The 18,051-nt window shown below is 65.9% G+C and carries 16 protein-coding genes; 5 read left to right on the top strand and 11 right to left on the bottom strand.

Annotated features, from left to right (window positions below):
- Positions 1 to 260 precede the first annotated feature (260 nt).
- Positions 261 to 1,826, top strand: coding sequence for a PAS domain-containing sensor histidine kinase (locus CQ050_RS16170; protein ID WP_105557851.1), 1,566 nt, complete (start codon positions 261 to 263; stop codon positions 1,824 to 1,826).
- Here CQ050_RS16170 and CQ050_RS16165 read toward each other — a convergent pair.
- Entirely contained in the window at positions 1,813 to 2,931 is a 1,119-nt protein-coding gene (locus tag CQ050_RS16165; protein ID WP_233214097.1) for a mechanosensitive ion channel family protein, read from the bottom strand. The genes CQ050_RS16170 and CQ050_RS16165 overlap by 14 nt on opposite strands.
- 322 nt (positions 2,932 to 3,253) lie before the next feature.
- Between CQ050_RS16165 and CQ050_RS31320 the strand changes: the two genes are divergently transcribed.
- Both CQ050_RS31320 and CQ050_RS16155 read left to right on the top strand, forming a co-directional pair.
- Positions 3,254 to 4,174, top strand: coding sequence for an NAD(P)H-dependent oxidoreductase (locus CQ050_RS31320; protein ID WP_369868378.1), 921 nt, complete (start codon positions 3,254 to 3,256; stop codon positions 4,172 to 4,174).
- A gap of 24 nt (positions 4,175 to 4,198) precedes the next feature.
- Positions 4,199 to 4,831, top strand: a complete 633-nt coding sequence (locus CQ050_RS16155; protein WP_105557849.1) for a TetR/AcrR family transcriptional regulator — start codon at positions 4,199 to 4,201, stop codon at positions 4,829 to 4,831.
- On the opposite strand, the gene CQ050_RS16150 is transcribed toward CQ050_RS16155, so the two are convergent.
- A complete protein-coding gene (locus CQ050_RS16150; RefSeq protein WP_105557848.1) occupies positions 4,822 to 6,642 on the bottom strand; it encodes a glycoside hydrolase family 15 protein in 1,821 nt (606 codons plus the stop codon). The genes CQ050_RS16155 and CQ050_RS16150 overlap by 10 nt on opposite strands.
- 4 nt (positions 6,643 to 6,646) lie before the next feature.
- Entirely contained in the window at positions 6,647 to 7,465 is an 819-nt protein-coding gene (locus CQ050_RS16145) for a glucose 1-dehydrogenase (protein WP_105557847.1), read from the bottom strand.
- Between the two features lie 313 nt (positions 7,466 to 7,778).
- Here CQ050_RS16145 and CQ050_RS16140 point away from each other — a divergent pair, with 313 nt between their 5' ends.
- Together CQ050_RS16140 and CQ050_RS16135 are read left to right on the top strand one after the other, a co-directional pair.
- Complete coding sequence (locus CQ050_RS16140; RefSeq protein ID WP_105557846.1) at positions 7,779 to 8,615, top strand: alpha/beta fold hydrolase; 837 nt, start codon at positions 7,779 to 7,781, stop codon at positions 8,613 to 8,615.
- A gap of 319 nt (positions 8,616 to 8,934) precedes the next feature.
- Positions 8,935 to 9,357 carry a GreA/GreB family elongation factor gene (locus CQ050_RS16135; protein WP_105557845.1) on the top strand — a complete coding sequence of 141 codons (423 nt, stop codon included), beginning with the start codon at positions 8,935 to 8,937 and terminating at the stop codon, positions 9,355 to 9,357.
- Between the two features lie 35 nt (positions 9,358 to 9,392).
- On the opposite strand, the gene CQ050_RS16130 is transcribed toward CQ050_RS16135, so the two are convergent.
- From CQ050_RS16130 to CQ050_RS16095, 8 genes are all read right to left on the bottom strand, one after another.
- On the bottom strand, positions 9,393 to 11,063 hold the full coding sequence (locus CQ050_RS16130; protein ID WP_105557844.1) for a long-chain fatty acid--CoA ligase: 1,671 nt from the start codon (positions 11,061 to 11,063) through the stop codon (positions 9,393 to 9,395).
- 14 nt (positions 11,064 to 11,077) lie between these two features.
- On the bottom strand, positions 11,078 to 12,232 hold the full coding sequence (locus CQ050_RS16125; RefSeq protein WP_105557843.1) for an acyl-CoA dehydrogenase family protein: 1,155 nt from the start codon (positions 12,230 to 12,232) through the stop codon (positions 11,078 to 11,080).
- 17 nt (positions 12,233 to 12,249) lie between these two features.
- Entirely contained in the window at positions 12,250 to 13,074 is an 825-nt protein-coding gene (locus tag CQ050_RS16120; RefSeq protein WP_105557842.1) for an SDR family NAD(P)-dependent oxidoreductase, read from the bottom strand.
- A gap of 21 nt (positions 13,075 to 13,095) precedes the next feature.
- Positions 13,096 to 13,515, bottom strand: coding sequence for a MaoC family dehydratase (locus CQ050_RS16115; RefSeq protein ID WP_105557841.1), 420 nt, complete (start codon positions 13,513 to 13,515; stop codon positions 13,096 to 13,098).
- A gap of 10 nt (positions 13,516 to 13,525) precedes the next feature.
- Positions 13,526 to 13,969 (bottom strand): MaoC family dehydratase N-terminal domain-containing protein, encoded by a 444-nt coding sequence (locus CQ050_RS16110; RefSeq protein ID WP_105557840.1) that lies wholly within the window; start codon positions 13,967 to 13,969, stop codon positions 13,526 to 13,528.
- A 10-nt stretch (positions 13,970 to 13,979) separates the two neighbouring features.
- Positions 13,980 to 15,164, bottom strand: a complete 1,185-nt coding sequence (locus CQ050_RS16105; protein WP_105557839.1) for a lipid-transfer protein — start codon at positions 15,162 to 15,164, stop codon at positions 13,980 to 13,982.
- Positions 15,161 to 16,693 carry a class I adenylate-forming enzyme family protein gene (locus CQ050_RS16100; RefSeq protein WP_105557838.1) on the bottom strand — a complete coding sequence of 511 codons (1,533 nt, stop codon included), beginning with the start codon at positions 16,691 to 16,693 and terminating at the stop codon, positions 15,161 to 15,163. The genes CQ050_RS16105 and CQ050_RS16100 overlap by 4 nt, the downstream gene beginning before the upstream one ends.
- 126 nt (positions 16,694 to 16,819) lie before the next feature.
- Positions 16,820 to 17,872 (bottom strand): AraC family transcriptional regulator, encoded by a 1,053-nt coding sequence (locus CQ050_RS16095; protein WP_105557837.1) that lies wholly within the window; start codon positions 17,870 to 17,872, stop codon positions 16,820 to 16,822.
- Positions 17,873 to 18,051 lie beyond the last annotated feature (179 nt).

Raw genomic sequence — 18,051 nt, 5'->3', positions numbered from 1 at the left:
TTCGTTGACCTGAATGATACTGCCCGCGGATGCTGCCGCATCGCCCGCGAACAAGGTGCAGCAAAGGGGCAGCAAATTCCATTCCCACCTTGCGGTCAGGCCTCTGCAACGGGCTCGCCAAGGGCCGCCAGCGCCCTCTTCCGCAATACCGTGACCCAATTTTGCGGAGCATAATAGAATGCTTCAGCGGCCCGGCGCAACGCCCGACTCCGCCTGATTGCCCAGTGATTCCACACGAGCGATGCCGCCAAGGGAAATTCATGCGCACACCGACACCCGCAGACACGGGCCTGGAACTGGCAGGGGAAAGCCGCTACCGGCTTCTTGTCGAGGCTGTGATGGATTACGCGATTTATCTTCTTGACCCCGGTGGGCACGTCAGCAGCTGGAATCCCGGCGCCGAACGCTTCAAGGGATACGCCTCCCACGAAATAATCGGCCGGCATTTCTCTATTTTCTATACCGAAGAAGACCGGCTTGCGGGCGTGCCCGAGCGGGCGCTGGAGACGGCGCGCCGCGAAGGCCGATTCGAGGCCGAGGGATGGCGCGTCCACAAAAGCGGGCGGCGATTCTGGTGCAGCGTCGTGATCGACGCCGTTCGCGACGATCAAGGCAATGTGCTGGGCTTTGCCAAGATCACCCGCGACATCACGGACAAGAAGAAGGCGTTGGAAGAGATCCAGGCGACGCGCGACGCCCTGCATCATGCGCAAAAGCTCGAAGCACTGGGGCGGCTGACCAGCGGCGTCGCGCATGACTTCAACAACTTCCTGGCCACGATCCGCTTTGCCGCGGAAATGCTGCGCAGGCCTTCGCTCAGCGATGACAAGCGGTTGCAGCTGGCCAGCGTCGTCACCGCGACGGTGGACCGCGCCGGGCACCTTACCGCACAACTGCTGGCGTACTCCCGCAAGCAGCCGCTCACGCCCGCGCGGTTCGACGTGCGGGCGTGTATTGAAGGCATGCGCGACATCTTCGCCGCGACGGTCGGTTCTGCCATCAAGATCGAATATGTCTTCCAGGACGCCCCCCTCCACATCTGCGCCGACTCGACCCAGCTGGAAACCGCATTGCTGAACATGGTCATCAATGCGCGCGACGCCATGCCGGCCGGGGGCCGACTATGCATCACAGCGCGACGGGAGGCGCCCGGGGGCGAAGACGGGGCCGCGTCGGACCGGCCGAACACGCTGGCGCAGCCGTGCATCGCCATTGAACTTCGCGATTCCGGGTGTGGCATGGAGCCCGACGTGCTGGCCCAGATCTTCGAGCCCTTTTTCACGACGAAACCCGTGGGTAAGGGCACCGGCCTGGGGCTGAGCCAGGTATTCGGATTTTCAAAGCAGTCCGGCGGAGACGTCAGGGTGGCAAGCGAAGTCGGCCGCGGTTCGACCTTCACCCTTAGCATTCCCGAAGACGTGTCAGCCGCGGACGGTCCGCCCCCCGTGGCGGCCGCATCCGATTCCCTGCCCCGGCAGCAGAAAAGAATCATGCTCGTCGACGACGACACGCAAGTCGGCACGGTACTTCGCGCGTTGCTGGAAGACCTGGGACATCAGGTCTCGTTTTGCACGGATGCCTCGGCAGCCCTCCAGCGTCTGGGAGACGCACAAGGCGCCATGGACGTGGTGATCGCGGACGTGCAAATGGCGGGGCTGGACGGCATGGAGCTGGCCAAAAGGGTACGCACCAAATGGCCGCATATCAGGGTGGTGCTGACGACCGGGGCCGCCGGCCGGGCGGCGGGTAGCGACGCGCACGCGTTTCCGCTTTTGCCCAAACCGTGGTCCATGGAACTGCTTCTGGACATGCTCAGACAGGACTGAGCCCTCTTTCATCGCCGTCGCCTTCGGGCCGCGGCCCGCCGGCCCTGGCGCCCGCGCCGGCATCCATCACGTGGACCGTTCGCGCGGGCAGCGCCAGGTCAATCCCCGCCCGTTCCAGCTCGCGCATGATGCCCAGGTTGATGGCCTGCTGCGTGTCCATGTACCGGTTGTAATCGGCCGTCATGACGTAATATACGGCCTCATACTCCAAGGCGCTGTCCCCGAACCGGGCCAGATGGGCGCGATCGAATTTGGTGCCCTCCTGGGCGTTGATCTGCCCTTGCAGCATCGCCGGCACCTTTTCGGCTTGGTCGGCCCCCGTCTGATAGGTGATTCGCACCGAGAACACGATCCGCCGTTGTTGCATGCGTTTGTAATTTTGGATGGTCTGCTTGAGCAGTTCGGTGTTGGAACACACGATTTGCTCGCCGCCCAGGCTGCGGATCCGGGTGGTCTTCAGCCCGATGTGCTCGATGCTGCCGGCCACCTGTCCGAAAACGATGAAATCGCCGACCTCGAAGGGCTTGTCCAGCCCGATCGAGATCGAGGCGAACAGGTCGCTCAGGATCGTCTGCACGGCGAGCGCCACCGCGACCCCGCCGATCCCCAGGCTGGCGACCAGCGCGGTAATGTTGACGCCCAGATTGTCCAGCATGGACAGCAGCGCGATCACCCAGACCAGGCCCCGCAACAGCAACCCCAGCAACGTCACGGTCACCACGCTTGCCAGCCCCTTGGCGGCCGCCGTATGGCGCAGGGCCACTTCCACCGCGCGGTCCAGCCATAGCGCGCCCTGCAGCGCCAACAGCACGAACCACAAGTGCTGAATGGTGGTGCCGCTCCATGGCAACGGCGCGCCGCTGACCTCCACGCCTACCATCAGGCACAACATAGCCACGACGATCCAATTCGTCCGCTGGAGGACAAGGGAAATGGACGCCCCAAAACCATGCCCTCGGCGCGCCAAGGCATCCAACCGGGCGCGCACGACTTTCAGCGCCGTGACGATGATAAGGAACACGACGATGCTGATGGCCACCGCGATGCCCCATAGGGCAAGCGGGTGCCCGGCCAGCCACTCCGATTGGTTGATCCATGCATTCACGGCAAATTCTCCTGTGCGGCGGAATGTGCTGCGCAGCAACTCCCATGCCATCCGCCCCCGATATCACGGAAAACAGCGGGCACGCCAATTGCTCTGACGGGCCACCCGATACTCGAGAACCCGCTGCCATGCATATCCGCCATTTGAGTGCTTCCCGACGCCTGTCCATGGCACGGCGCCAGCAGTGGGGCCGGCGCTTATGGGCCGGCGACGCGCTGTTGTGGACGGCCTCGGAGGAAGGCCAATGGATGGGGTGGCTGAGACCCGCCGCAACCCGCCGCACAAGCCGGTGCCCTGACGTTCTACGGACACCAGGACGCGGATGTCTCGACGCCCAGCGAACGGCTCGCGGCCCATTTCGCGCGGCTTCGGGCCCCGCTATCTGCATTCCTGCGGGCAACTCCATAAAGGCGGGCCGGACGGCGGCGTATTCCTGTTCATCACCGCTGATCATGATGACCTGCCGGTTCCCAGATTCCCCCTAGGCTTCGGCGCGGTTCAAGAAGCGCAGGCCGTGGCGGACATGGAAGAACTGACGGCGCGCGGCGGGCCGCGATACGCGGCAAGCACAGGAGGCCACTTCCACAACCTACTAAAAGTAGGCTACGATAAGTACATAGCAATCTTCGTATGGACGTCACAAGACATGCATGCACTTATCGTCGTTGCCCATCCCGACCCGGCTTCCCTTACCCACGCCATCGCCACTCAGGTCGCGCAGGGAATCACCGGCTCCGAACCCCGGCACTCATTCGAGATCGCCGACCTGGCCGCGGAAGCTTTCGACCCCAGATTCACCCAGGCCGACGTGGCGCTGCACCTGAGGAACGCGGCGCCGTCCCCGGATGTCGCCGCTGAACACGCCCGAATCGATCGCGCGGACGCACTGGTCCTGGTCTACCCCGTTCACTGGTGGTCGTTCCCGGGCCTGCTGAAAGGATGGATCGATCGGGTGTTCACGAATGGCTGGGCCTATGACGCCGGCCCGGACGGCAAGCTGGTCAAAAAGCTGCAGCGCCTTCAGGTGCATCTGATTGCCAGCGGCGGCGCCGATATGCGAACCTACACGCGCCATGGCTACTTCGGCGCGATGAAAACGCAGATTGACCACGGGATCTTCGGCTATTGTGGCGCTCGCGTCGCGACCTCGGAATTGCTGGTCGCCTCGGACGCCGGCTTCCCCGCGTCTCATCTTGATGCGGCGCACGCCATCGGCAAGCGGATTTTCCCCCTGCCGCAGTGATACGCCCCTTCAGGATAAAAAACGATGTCTGCTCCGTCCGCCCCCTCACCGCGCCGCCGCCTGCCGAAAGAAGCGCGGCTACGCCAGTTGCTGGACGTGTCCTGGAAGCTGATCCGCGATGAAGGCACCGACGCGTTGACGCTGGGTCGGCTGGCTGAAGAAGCCGGCATCTCCAAGCCTGTCGTGTACGACCACTTCGGCACGCGCAACGGGCTGCTGGCAGCGCTCTATCAAGACTTCGACGTTCGGCAGACGGCGATCATCGACGCTGCCGTCGAGGCCAGCAAACCCACATTGAAAGACAAGGCCGGCGTCATCGCCTCGCGGTATATCGACTGCGTCATCACGCAAGGGCGAGAAATTCCCGGCGTGCTGGCGGCGCTGGACGGGTCGCCCGAAATCGCCGCCGTGAAAAGGCAGTATCAGCGGGTCTTCATCGAAAAATGCCAAAAGATCTTTGCGCCTTTCGCCAGCCCGGGATCGGTGTCACTGGCCAGCTTGTGGGCGATGCTCGGCGCCGCCGATGCGCTGTCGAACGCGGCGGTGGCCGGTGAAATCACCGAAACGCAGGCGCGGGAAGAACTGCTGCAGACCCTCTTGCACATGGTCAAGCGAAGCAAGGACGGGGCGACAGCGTCCGGCAAGGCTCAATCCTGAGGCGCGTCGCGTGAAGAGCGCTGACGCGCCGTGCCGCCGGCGGCGCTCAGGTTGTAGGCCGTATTGACCAGGCCGATATGCGAAAAGCCCTGCGGGAAATTGCCCACCAGCCGCTTGCGCGCCACGTCGTACTCTTCGGCCAGCAGGCCCAGGTCGTTGCGCAGCGACAGGATGTGGTCGAACAACCGGCACGCATCGTCCAGCCGCCCCTGCATGATGTAGGCGTCGGCCAGCCAGAAGCTGCACGCCAGGAATGCGCCTTCGTCGCCGGGCAAGCCATCGTCGCTGTGCTGGGTCGAATAGCGCAGCAATAGGCCGTCGCGCAGCAGTTCGCGCTCGATGGCCTGCACGGTGCCGGCCACGCGCGGGTCGTCCGCCGGCAGAAAACCCACCTGCGGGATCAGCAGCAGGCTGGCATCCAGCGCCGTGCCGCCGTAGTACTGCACGAAGGTATTGCGCCCGGCGTCATAGCCATGCGTGCAGATGTCCTGGCGGATCTCGTCGGCCAGCGCCCGCCAGCAATCCACCGGCCCCTCAAGCCCGAAGCGTTCACACGATTTCACGGTACGGTCCAGCGCCACCCAGCACATCAGCCGCGAATGCGTGAACGCGCGGCGCGGCCCCCGCATTTCCCAGATACCGTGGTCCGGCAGGCGCCACAGTTCTTCAAGCGGCTTCAGCAGCACTTTCTGCATGCGCCACGCTTCGGCCAGCGGCGCAAGGTCCGCCACGCGCGCGGCGTGCAGCGTTTCGATCAGCTCGCCATAGACATCCAGCTGCATCTGGCCGGCAGCGGCGTTGCCCAGCCGCACGGGTGCACTCCCCTCGTAGCCCGGCAGCCAGGGAATGTCGTGTTCGGGCAACCAGCGCTGGCCCGCGATGCCGTACATGATCTGCAATTGGTTCGGGTGCCCCGCCGCCGCGCGCAACAGCCATTGGCGCCAGGCCTCGGCTTCCTCGCGGTAGCCGGCATTCAGCAGCGCATACAGCGTCAGCGCGGAATCGCGCAGCCAGCAATGCCGGTAATCCCAGTTGCGGCTGCCGCCCAACTGTTCGGGCAACGATGTCGTCGGCGCCGCGACAATGCCTCCGGTGGGTTGAAAAGTCAGCAGTTTCAGCGTGATGAGCGAGCGCACGACGGCATCTCGCCGTTCACCCGGTCCGTTTTCCCAATGGCAGCGCTTGGCCCATTCATGCCACCACGCGATCGTGCGGTCCATGCTTTCCATGCGGTCCGGCACGAAATGCGGCGTCTTGTGCGAACGGTGATACGACAGGGTGAAGGGCACGGTTTCGCCTTGGCGCACGGTGAATTCCGCCACGCTTTTCATGTCGCGGCCGGCCAACGGCACCGCCGTATGCAGTTCCACGGCATCGGGCCCGGCGATGGCGCTCAGCCCATAATCGCGCCGGCGCACCCAGGGCACCGCCTGCCCGTAATTGAAGCGCAGCGTCAGGTCCATCTGCATGTCTACCTGGCCCGACTCGCCCTGCACGATACGCACCACGTCGACACGCTCTTCGTCGTCGCTCAGGGGCATGAAGTCATAAACGCGCACCACGCCGCCAGGGGTTTCATGGCGCGTTTCCAACACGGCCGTGTCGGGCAGGTAGCGCCGCGTGGTGATGGCGTCGGGAGCGCCTGGCGTCAGCAGCCAGCGGCCATGGCTGTCATCGCCCAGCAATGCCGCGAAGCATGCCGGCGAATCGAAATGCGGCAGGCACAGCCAGTCGATGGAGCCGTCGCGCGCCACCAGCGCGGCCGACAACATGTTGCCAATCAAGCCGTAGTCTTCGAGGGGCTTCGACATCGGCTCAACCCGCGCCGCGAAAGGCGGGATACAGCGTCATCCCGCCGTCGACGAACAAGGTCGACCCCGTTACATAGTCGGAGTCGTCGCTGGCCAGCCACGCCACGGCGCGCGCCACGTCCTCCGGTTCGCCGATGCGGCCATACGGGATCAGCTTCAGCAACGACGCCATGCTCTCCGGCGTGTTCCAGGCAGGCGCGTTGATGGGCGTCCGTATCGCTCCGGGCGCCACGGAGTTGACCCGGATTTTCAAGGGGGCCAACTCTTGCGCCAGGGACTGCATCAACAGCGACACGCCCCCTTTGGACGCGGCGTAGTTGGCCTGGAACGCCCAGGGAATCACCTCGTGGACCGAACTGATGAAAATAATCTTGCCTGCGGCCCCATCGGCGGAGGCCGGGGGCGCCCGGTTCAGAAACGCCCGCACCGCGGCGCGGGCGCACAGGAACTGGCCGGTCAGATTGGTGTCGATCACCGCCTGCCATTGCGCCAGCGTCATATCCTGAATGGCGGCAGGCCGCTCGATGCCGGCGTTGTTGACCAGGATGTCGACGTTCTGGAAGTGGTCCAGCGCCACGCGGAACAGGCCTTCGACGTCTTCCTCGCGGCTGATGTCGGCGGCCGCGGTGACGGCCTGCCCCCCCGCCCGCAAGATGGCTTGCACCACGTCGGCGCCGCGCCGTTCGGCGTCTTCATTGGAACGGTGATTCACGACCACGCGCGCGCCCGCCGCCGCCATTTCCAGGGCAATACCGCGCCCGATCCCGGAATTGGCGCCGGTGACGATCGCCACGCGCCCGGACAGATCCACTGCATGCCGCATGCTGCTCTCCTTGCGGCGAGCGGGTCCGGTGCTGCTGACGTGCGGATCCCCAAGCGCCGCTTACGATAGCCAGCCTTGAGCTTAGTCCCGGACGGGCGCCGGTTCAACCGGCGGCGGGCAGGTCTGGGGGACGGGGCACCAGGAACGGGCGCGGGCGATCGCGTGCCGGCAAGGCAGGATGATTTCATCCAAAGGCGCTTGATAACGTACAAGCGACGGGGCGGTATGCGCGTTACGCTGTGAATCGGCCGGCTTCCCAGCCCGGCCTCTCCTGCGGTACCTCCCTTTCCTGCCTCTCCCGGAGTCACTGACCATGAGCACCATCACCACCCCCGACGGCGTGCAGATCTATTTCAAGGACTGGGGCCCTAAAACGGCCCAGCCCATCATGTTCCACCACGGCTGGCCCTTGTCGAGCGACGACTGGGACGCCCAGATGCTGTACTTCGTCGCCAAGGGCTTTCGCGTCATCGCGCATGACCGCCGCGGCCATGGCCGTTCCAGCCAGGTCAGCGACGGCCACGACATGGATCACTATGCCGCCGACGCGTCGGCGGTGGTCGAACACCTGGATCTGCGCAACACCGTCCACATCGGCCATTCCACCGGCGGCGGCGAAGTCGCGCGCTATGTCGCCAAGTTTGGCCAGCCGCAGGGCCGCGTCGCCCGCGCCGTGCTGGTCAGCGCCGTGCCGCCCTTGATGGTCAAGACCGACGCCAACCCCGGCGGCACGCCGATCGAGGTGTTCGACGGCTTCCGCGCTGCCCTCGCCGCCAACCGCGCCCAGTTCTTCACCGATGTCGCTTCCGGCCCCTTTTACGGTTTCAACCGCCCGGACGCCAAGGTATCGCAAGGCGTCATCAACAACTGGTGGCGGCAAGGCATGATCGGCTCGGCCAAGGCGCACTACGAGGGCATCAAGGCCTTTTCGGAAACCGACCAGACCGAAGACCTGAAGGCCATCACCGTGCCGACGCTCGTCATGCACGGCGACGACGATCAGATCGTGCCCATCGACGACTCTTCGAAGCTGGCGGTCAAACTGCTGAAGCACGGCACGCTGAAGGTGTATGCGGGGTTCCCGCATGGCATGCTGACCACGCACGGCGACGTCATCAATCCGGACCTGCTGGCCTTCATCAAGGGCTGATTCCCACCCGGAAGGCGCTTGGCGGGTGGAGGCGTCCGCCCGCTTTCCAGGCCTTCGCCCCCCTCGCGTCGGCAATGGCCTATATACTGGGCTGTTGCCGACAGCAGATTGCGCGCCAAACGCGCGAAAACCTGCGCCGCAAAGACGCTTGACCCAGCCCGCGTAGGCTCTCCCCAGGGAACAGGGCGCTTATCCGCCCCCCGCCGCATGGCGGCACGCCCCTCGGGACCGGCTTTCGCAGTCGCCTCCTCCATCGCCTCGCCCGAGCAAACCTGAAAAGCGTCTGCCAAGGGGGGCCATTCGTCTTAGAAGAATCAATATGAACGCCTTGCCGCAAGACAAACTGATCACCGCCCTGGACCACGCCCGCCTGCTCGGCATGATCACCCGCCCCGGCAGCGCCGCCGCGCTGTCGCGCGATGCCATCGACGCCACGCAGGACATCCTGGATTCGGCGCCGATCATCACGCTGGAAGACGTCACGCCAGACATCGTCACGATGCGCTCCCGCCTGCGCCTGCTGAACGCCAACGGCGACGAAATGATCGTCACGCTGTGCTACCCGGCGGACGCCAACCTTGCGCAAGGCCAAGTGTCGGTGCTGTCGCCGCTGGGGCTGAGCCTGATCGGTTCGCGCCAGGGCCAGCGCGTCACCTGGACCGCCCCCAACCAGACCGAGCACGCCGCCACGATCGAAGAAATTCTCTATCAGCCTGAAGCGGCGGGCGACACCACGGCGTAATGCCGCTGCCGGGCCCCGCCCTTGGGCACATGGCATCAAGCCCGAGGGACGCGCCCCGCCTCTTGCAACTGGCGCCATAGGATCTTGCCCGTGCTTGACTTGGGCAGCGCATCGACGAACTCCACGATGCGCGGCGCCTTGTAGGCCGCCATGCGCGTGCGCGCCCAGGCGATCACCTCGTCTTCACGAGCGTTATCGCGCGCTTCGGGCCGCAACACCAGCAACGCCTTTACCGTTTCACCCCGACAGGGGTCGGGCACGCCGATCACGCAGGCTTCGTGCACGGCGGGGTGCTCGTACAGGGCGTTCTCGACCTCGGCTGGCCAGACCTTGTAACCCGACGCGTTGATCATGCGCTTCAGGCGGTCGGTCACGAAGAAATAGCCGTCTTCGTCCACGCGGCCCAGATCCCCGGTGCGGAAGTACCTCTCCCCGTCCAGCACGAAGAACGCGTCGGCATCGGCGGCGGGGTTATTCCAATAGCCCTGCATGATCTGCGCGCCCCGCGTGACCAGTTCGCCGGTCTCGCCAGGCGGCAATTCCGCCAGCGTCGACGGGTCCACCACCCGCGTATCCACCCCGAACGTCGGCACGCCGATGCACTGGCGCTTATTGCGCTGCATGGGATTGCAATGCAGGAACGATGCCGTTTCGGTCAGCCCGTAGGCTTCGTTGAAGATGATGCCGTAGCGCTCGGCCAGCATGGCCGCCACGGATTCGGGCATGGGCGCGCCGCCGCCGCACAACAAGGCCAGGTTGGACAGGTCGAACGATTCAATGCCGGGCTGCGCGAAGAAATCCACGACCATCGCGGGCGGCGCGGCCCACACGCTGACCCGATGCCGCGCCATCAAGTGCGCCGCCACCTGGCGGTCCCATCGCGGCAACAGGACGACGGTCGCCCCCAACAGGATCGGCAGGTTCATGCAGTTCTGCATGCCCAGCAGGTGAAACATGGGCGCCACCCCCATGATCACGGCTTCGGCGGTCAGGCCCCGCCACAGTTGCGATCCCGTCACCGCCGCGCCCAGCGTGCCGTGCGTGTGCCGGCACCCCTTGGGGCGGCCGGTCGTGCCCGACGTGTAGGGCAACAGGCACAGGTCGGCGGCCGTCGCCTTGTGCGGCGCGGGCGGCGCGTTGAGCGCCAGCGCACCGTACCAGGGCACGCCACCCGCGACGTCGGGCGTCCGCCGCGGCGCGGCGATCCAGTCCGGAGGCGCCAGGCCGCCGTCGCCGGGCCCCAGGTAGTCGGAATAGGTATGGACGATCACGCGGTCCAGCCGGCCGTCGTCCACGAAACCCGCCAACCGCCCGGCCAGTTCCTGCGCCGCGAACGCCACGCGGGCGCCGCTGTCTTGCAGATAATGCGCCAGTTCGTCGGGCGTGCTCATCGCGTTCACCGGCACGACCACGGCCTCGGCACGCAAGATCGCGTAATAGGCAATGATGAACTGCGGGCAGTTCTGGCTAAGCAGCAATACGCGGTCGCCCGCCTGCACGCCGGCGCCATGCTGCAGATAGCCGGCCATCGCGTCGACCTCGCGCTTGAGCCGCGCATAGTCCAGTACCGTGTCGTAGAACACGATGGCGGGCTTGCCGGGATACCGCGTGGCCGAGGCCTCCAGATTGAAGACCAGGCTGGATTGGGGTTGGCTGATGTGGTGCGGCAGCCCCTTGGGCCAATATTGATGATGCGCTTGCTGCATTCGTGTCTCCCCCCTCAGGCGGTCATGCCGCGGGCAATGATCTCTTTCATGATCTCGTTCGATCCGCCGTAGATCTTGCCCACGCGCGCGTCGGCATACATGCGGGCGATGGGGTATTCCAGCATGTAGCCGTAGCCGCCATGCAGTTGCAGGCATTCGTCGATCACCTGGCAGTTCATCTGCGTCGTCCACCACTTCGCCATGGCGGCGGTGGACAGGTCCAGCACGCCCTCCAGCTGCCGCGTAATGCAATCGTCGACGAAACGCGCCGCGATGGTCGCCACGGTCTCGCATTCAGCCAGCTTGAAGCGCGTGTTCTGCATGTCGATCAACGGTTGCCCGAATACCTGCCGCGTCCGGGTGTAGGCCACCGTCTCGTCGATGGCGCGCCGCATTGTCGCCACCGCACCCACGGCGATCAGCAGCCGCTCACGCGGCAATTGCTGCATCAGTTGCGTGAAACCGCGTCCTTCCGCTTCGCCCAGCAGATTGGCGGCAGGCACCCGCACGCCGTCGAAGAAGAGCTCTGCCGTATCCAGGCTTTTCTGGCCCAGTTTCTCCAACAGACGGCCACGCCGGAACCCTGGCAGGTCCCGGGTCTCGACCATGATCAGCGATACGCCGCGCGAACCGGCGTGCGGATCCGTCTTGGCCACCACGCAGATCAGGTCGGCATGCAGGCCGTTGGTGATAAAGGTCTTCGAGCCGTTGACCACGTAGGCGTCGCCGTCGCGAACCGCGGTGGTGCGCACGCTTTTCAGGTCAGAGCCCGCGCCGGGTTCGCTCATTGCGATAGCGCCTACCAGTTCCCCCGTCGCCATCTTGGGCAGCCAACACTGTTTTTGCGCTTCGGTGCCGTAGTTCAGGATGTAATGCGCCAGAATCGCGCTGTGCACGTTGTTGCTGAAGCCATAGACCATGGCGCGCGCCTGCTCCGCCGCCACGATGGCCTCGTGGGCGAAGGTGCCGCCGCCGCCGCCATAATCCTCGGGCATGCTGACGCACAGCAGGCCCATGCGGCCCGCCTTGTGCCAGACCTCGCGGTCGGCATGCTGCTGCTTGCGCCACTTTTCCTCGTCAGGCACGAACTCCTTTTCGAACAAGCGGCGCGTGGAATCCTGGAATAGCGTCAAATCCGCGTCCATCCAGCCTTGCCGTGGCGTGTCCATCAGCGTCTCCCCCGGCATCAAGGACGGCCGCCGCCCACGACCAGCACCTGGCCGCTGACGTAGTTGGATTCCGGCAGGCAGAACAGGTACACGGCCCCCGCCGCTTCCGCCGGCGTGCCGGCGCGGCCAATCGGGATCAGGCTTTCGGCGTTCTTCAGCACCTGCGGATTCACGCCCACCTTGATCTGGCGGCCCTGGATATCCAGCGTGGCATCGCCATCGGCCGCCGCCTCCGTCAGGCGGGTCTTGATCAGGCCGAACGCCACGCTGTTCACATTGACTTTGTAGCGCCCCCACTCCTTGGCCAAGGCACGCGTCAACCCGTTGATGCCCGCCTTGGCGGCCGCATAATTGGCCTGGCCCGCATTGCCCATCACGCCCGACGTGGACGAAATATTCACCACCTTGCGGAAGACCTCGCGCCCCTGCGCCGCCTCGGCCTTGGCGGCTTCACGGATGAAGCCCGAAGCCGCGCGCAGGATTCGAAACGGGGCGGACAGGTGCACCGCCAGAATCTCGTCCCACTGCTCGTCGGTCATTTTCTGGATTACGTTGTCCCAGGTATAGCCGGCGTTGTTCACGATGATGTCCAGCCCGCCGAACGCGTCCACCGCCGTACCCACGAAGCGCTCGGCAAAGCCGGATTCCGTCACGCTGCCCACGCAGGCCTGCGCCTGTCCGCCTAGTTGGCGGATCATGGCCACCGTGTCTTCGGCAGGGCCGGCGTCCAGGTCGTTCACGACAACCTTCGCGCCTTCACGCGCCAGCTTCAGCGCGATTTCCTGGCCGATGCCACGGCCCGACCCCGACACCAGCGCAACCTTTCCTTCAAGCGTTCCCATCGTCTGTCTCCTGTTCCGTATTCAAGGCGCGGCCAGAACCGCCAAGCCGCTCAACCTGAGTTCACCCGTCTGGCTGCGGGCATTGAGTTCGACCCGCAACCGGGTTTCGCCTTGCGCCTCGAAGCGCTCGACCACCTGGCCGGTGCAGCGCACTTCGTCGCCCACGTGCGTGATCGCCACGAAGCGCACGGCAAATTCGCGCAGCGCCGACTGCGGCGCCCAGTTCGTCAGCAACCGCGCCAGATAGGCCGCCGACAGCATGCCGTGCGCGAATACGTCGTCCATGCCTGCCGACCGGGCAAAGTCCAGGTCCACGTGAATAGGGTTGTGGTCGCCCGATGCGCCGCAGTACAGCGCCAGCGCATGCCGGCTGATGGGGCCCGCCGTGAAACCGGGCAGCGCGTCGCCCGCCCGGGCATCTTGATATCCGTTGCCGCTCATCGCGCTCTCCTCAACCATTGCGCACGACGGTGACGGCGCGCAGTTCAGCCACCAGTTTTCCGGCTGCGCCCGTCACTCTCGTTTCGCGCACCACGAATTCCAGCGCGCCGCCTTTCTTGGCATAGATGTCGGTGATGCGCGGCTCAAAGCGCAGCACGTCGCCTGCATGCGCCATGGCGTGATACGTGAAGCCCTGTTCGCCGTGCAGCACCCGGCCGATGTCGATGCCCAATAGCTCGCGCATGGCGGCAGGACGCGGGCTATCCATTTCCAGACAGAAAAAGAAGGTCGGAGGCACGGGCAAGGCGGGATGGCCGGCGGCGCGCGCAGCGGCCTCGTCGGCATAGATGGGGTCATCTTGCCCCGTCGCTTTGGCGAAGAACCGCAACCGCCCCGCTTCCACCCTCGTGGTGAATGCGGGCAGCTCGGCGCCGATATGTCGGGTGTCCAGCATGGCGGTCTCCTCAGGCGGCCTGATACAGCGTCACGACGCAGGCGCCGCCCAGCCCCAGGTTGTGCTGGAGCGCCAGCCGCGCCCCATCCACCTGGCGCAGATCCGCCTGCCCGCGCAATTGCCAGACCAGTTCCGCGCATTGCGCCAGGCCGGTCGCGCCCAGCGGATGGCCCTTGGACAACAGGCCACCCGAAGGATTGGTCACCACGCGGCCGCCGTAGGTGTTGTCGCCGTCGACGATGAACTGTTCGGCAGTGCCTTCGGGTGTCAGCCGCAAGCCTTCATAGGTGATCAGTTCGTTCGCGGTGAAGCAGTCGTGCAGTTCCACCACATCCACATCCGCCGGATCGACGCCAGCCGCCTCATACACGAGGTCGGCCGCGGCGCGCGTCATGTCGTAGCCCACGAGCTTGCGCATATCGCCGTCGCCGAACGTCGACGGCGTGTCGGTCGTCATGGCCTGGGCGGCGATGCTGACCGCTGGCGACAAACCATGGCGGCGCGCGAAATCGTCCGAACACAAGATGGCCGCCGCCGCGCCGCAGGTGGGCGGGCAGCACTGCAAGCGGGTCAAGGGATCAAAGATCATGGGCGCGGCCAGCACTTCGTCCAAGGTTACCGTCTGGCGGAACACCGCGTACGGATTGCGCGCCGCGTGCTGGCGTGCCTTGACCGAAATCCGCGCGAACGTATCGGCCCGGATACCGTGTTCCTTCATGTAGTCGCGGCCCGCGCCGCCGAAGAACTGCGCCGCGCGCGGCTTGGCCGCGTCGTACCCCTGCAGGTCCGTCATGGACGACACGAACGCCGACAAAGGCGACGGGCGGTCCTCGTACACGCCTTTCAGCGCGCCGGGCACCATTTGCTCGAAGCCCACCGCCAGCGCGCACTCCACCGCGCCGCTTTCCACCGCCTGGCGCGCCAGGAACAACGCGGAGGATCCGCTGGCGCAATTGTTGTTCACGTTGAAGACGGGAATGCCCGTCAGGCCCACGCCGTACACCACCGCCTGGCCGGACGTTGAATCGCCGTAGACGTAGCCCGCATAGGCTTGCTGCACGGCGTCATAGGGCGCGCCGGCATCCTTCAAGGCTTCGCGCACGGCGCGCATGCCCATCACGGAATACGGTTCGCTTGCACCGGGCTTGCTGAACGGGATCATGCCGACACCGGCAACCCATACTTTTCGATTCATGCCTGCTTCTCCTTGAGAGGCGTCGCGGCCTGGGCCGCACGCGGGGATTCATGGCCCTGCCGTAGCACGGACTTCAACACCTTGCCTGCCGCCGACATGGGAAGGTCGTCGCGGAATTCATAGCTTTTGGGGCATTTGTAGGTGGCCAGCCATTGACGGCAATGGGCGTGCAGCGCGTCGACGTCAGGCGCGTGGCCGGCGCGCGCCACGATCACCGCATGCACCGCTTCGCCCCAGCGTTCATGGGCCACGCCGATCACCGCGCAGCGCGCCACCGCCGCGTGCTGCGCCAGCACGGCCTCGACCTCCGCGGCGTAGACGTTTTCGCCCCCGCTGACGATCATGTCCTTCAAGCGGTCGACCACGGTCAGGTAGCCCGCCTCGTCCAGGCGCGCGGCATCGCCCGTCAACAGCCAGCCGTCGGCGAACGCGCGGGCGGTCTCGTCGGGCAGGTTCCAATAGCCCGATATCACCATGGGGCCGCGCACCGCCAGCTCGCCGACCTCGCCGACCGCGGCGTTCCGCCCGTCGGGCGTCAGGATGCGCACTTCCACCCCCACGGCGGGACGGCCGGCGGACATTGCGCGCGGGCCGCCCTGCCGGACGTCCGCATTGATCGCCACCATGGCCGATGTTTCCGTCATGCCGTAGGCATGCACGAATTCCGCTTTTGGAAACGCGGCCAGCGCACGCGTCAGCAACGCCGGCGAAATGGGCGACGCGCCCCAGATGACGCGCTGCACGCCATCCAGCCGGTAGTCTGGGAATCCGGGTTCATCCAACAGCATCTGGATCATGCTGGGCACCAGCAACACTTCGGTGATGCCGTCGTCCTGCAAGGACTGCAACGCCGCCTTCGGATTGAAGCCGCGCTGCATCACCACGGACGCGCCCGCCAGGAACTGGCCCATCAAGCGCCCCAGCCCCGCCACATGGAACAGCGGCGCCACCAGCAGCACGCAGCTGTCCGCGTCCGTCGGCACGGTGGCCAGCCGTGCGACGGCGGCGCTCCACAGGTTCGCGTGCGTCAGCATCGCGCCCTTGGGAAAGCCGGTGGTGCCGCCCGTATACAGAATGGCGGCCAGCGTGGCGCCGCCCGCGCGCAGGTCTTCGATAGGCGCGGCGGCGGCGGCCAGGGCTTCCAGCGCCGCCATCATCCGCACGTGCGGCAGGGACGGCGCCGCCACATCGGCCATGCGCGGCGCAAGCGCTTCATCGACCAGCAACAGGCGCGGAGCGCCGTCGGCCAGCCCCTGCGTCAGTTCGGCGCCACTCCAGCGGGTATTCAAGGGTTGGATCGCCGCCCCCAGCCACCAGCAAGCCAGCATCCACGACACATAGGCCGCGCTATTGGCGCCCAGCAAGGCGACGCGGTCGCCCGGCTGCACGCCCTGGTCTTGCAGTACCGCGGCCTTGCGCGCCGCCCACGCCAGCAGTTCGGGGTACGTCCAGCACTGCGCGCCTTCGCGCAACGCGATCTTCGCGGGATACAGCTGGCTTGCGCGATGCAGGCCTTGCGTCAGATACATGGCTTTGTCTCCTGCGGCACGCGGTCTCTGTGGCCCGCTGTCGTGTCCAGCCGGACGCCATGCGCCCGACCGTTGCCGAGCCCATAGCTTCTCGTCAGGCGCTGCGGGCGGCAATGGCCGCAGGCGTCAAACGGATTGGCGGAAAGTGTCAACAGCCGACGGCAGGCAGGCGGGACCGCACACCAGGCGGTTGCGGCGGTATTCGCCCGGCGATACACCGGTCCATTTCTTGAATGCGCGATGGAACGTGCTGGATTCGGAAAAGCCCAGCCGTTCCGCGATATCCATCAGGGACAAGTCGTGCCGGCCCAGGTACTCCACCGCCGCGTCCCGGCGCAGGTCGTCTTTCAGCACCTGGAATCCCTGGCCCTCTTCGCGCAGATGCCGCCTGAGGGTTTGCGGCGTCATCGACAACTGCGCGCTGACCTGCGCCAGCGACGGCAGTTCGGCGGACAAGTCGCTGCGCAACAGCCGGCGGATGCGGTCCGTCAGGGTCGCGCGGTCCTGGTACTTCACCAGCAAGTCGAACGGGGCGTTCGCCAGAAACGCCTTCAACGCCTGTGCGTCCTGAACCACCGGCAACGCCAGCCAGCGCGATTCCAGCCACAGGCCCGACACGGGTTGCCCGTAGCGCACGGGCGCATGGAATACCTTGTGCGCGTCGGCGCTGCGCGCGCCTTCGTTGTAGTCCACGCCCGACACGGGAATCCGCCGGGCGGCCAGCCAATTGGCCACCCCCAACGTGAAGAACAGAAAGGTGCGTTCGCCATACCATTGCGTGCCCCGGCGCTCGCCGCGCGAGTCCAGCACGATGTGGGCGGATTCGCCGCTGACGCACAGCCGCGCCGTGAAGTCGCGCAGCACACCGTGGTAGTAGCGGAACGCCGCGCGCAACGCCTGCCCCACCGTGGGCTCCTGCAAGGCCAGCCGGCAGGCATGGGCGAATGCGCCCATGGGCACGGGATGCTGCCCCAACGCCAGGAAATCATCACGCGTGGCGCGCCGCAGCATCCGCAGTATCTGCGCGAATTGCGCCTGCGACACACGAGCCATCGGCGCCTGCAGCAGCGTGGGCGGCACGTCGGCGCGCACCAGGACGCGATCCACGTCCACGCCCCGGCTGCGTGCGCCTTGCAGGATCTGGGCGATATGTTCGACGGCGATGGTGTGATGGGTCATGGCGTATTCCAACGGCTGGCAAACACCGGCAGCGTCGATGGTAGCCAAAGCCCCTGCCGGGTGGAATGCCCGGCATGAGCATTCCCGCCAAGCGGAATCAGCGATTTCGCCATTGGTTAGCCGCAAAGCCGCGCCTAGACTGGTTTTCCCGCCTGGCCGGGCGCCTCTTCGTATTTACC

This window comes from Achromobacter sp. MYb9, from assembly GCF_002975275.1.
Taxonomy (GTDB): Bacteria; Pseudomonadota; Gammaproteobacteria; order Burkholderiales; family Burkholderiaceae_B; genus Achromobacter.
Note: the sequence above shows the minus strand (reverse complement) of the source record. Positions and strands in the feature narration are given on the sequence as shown.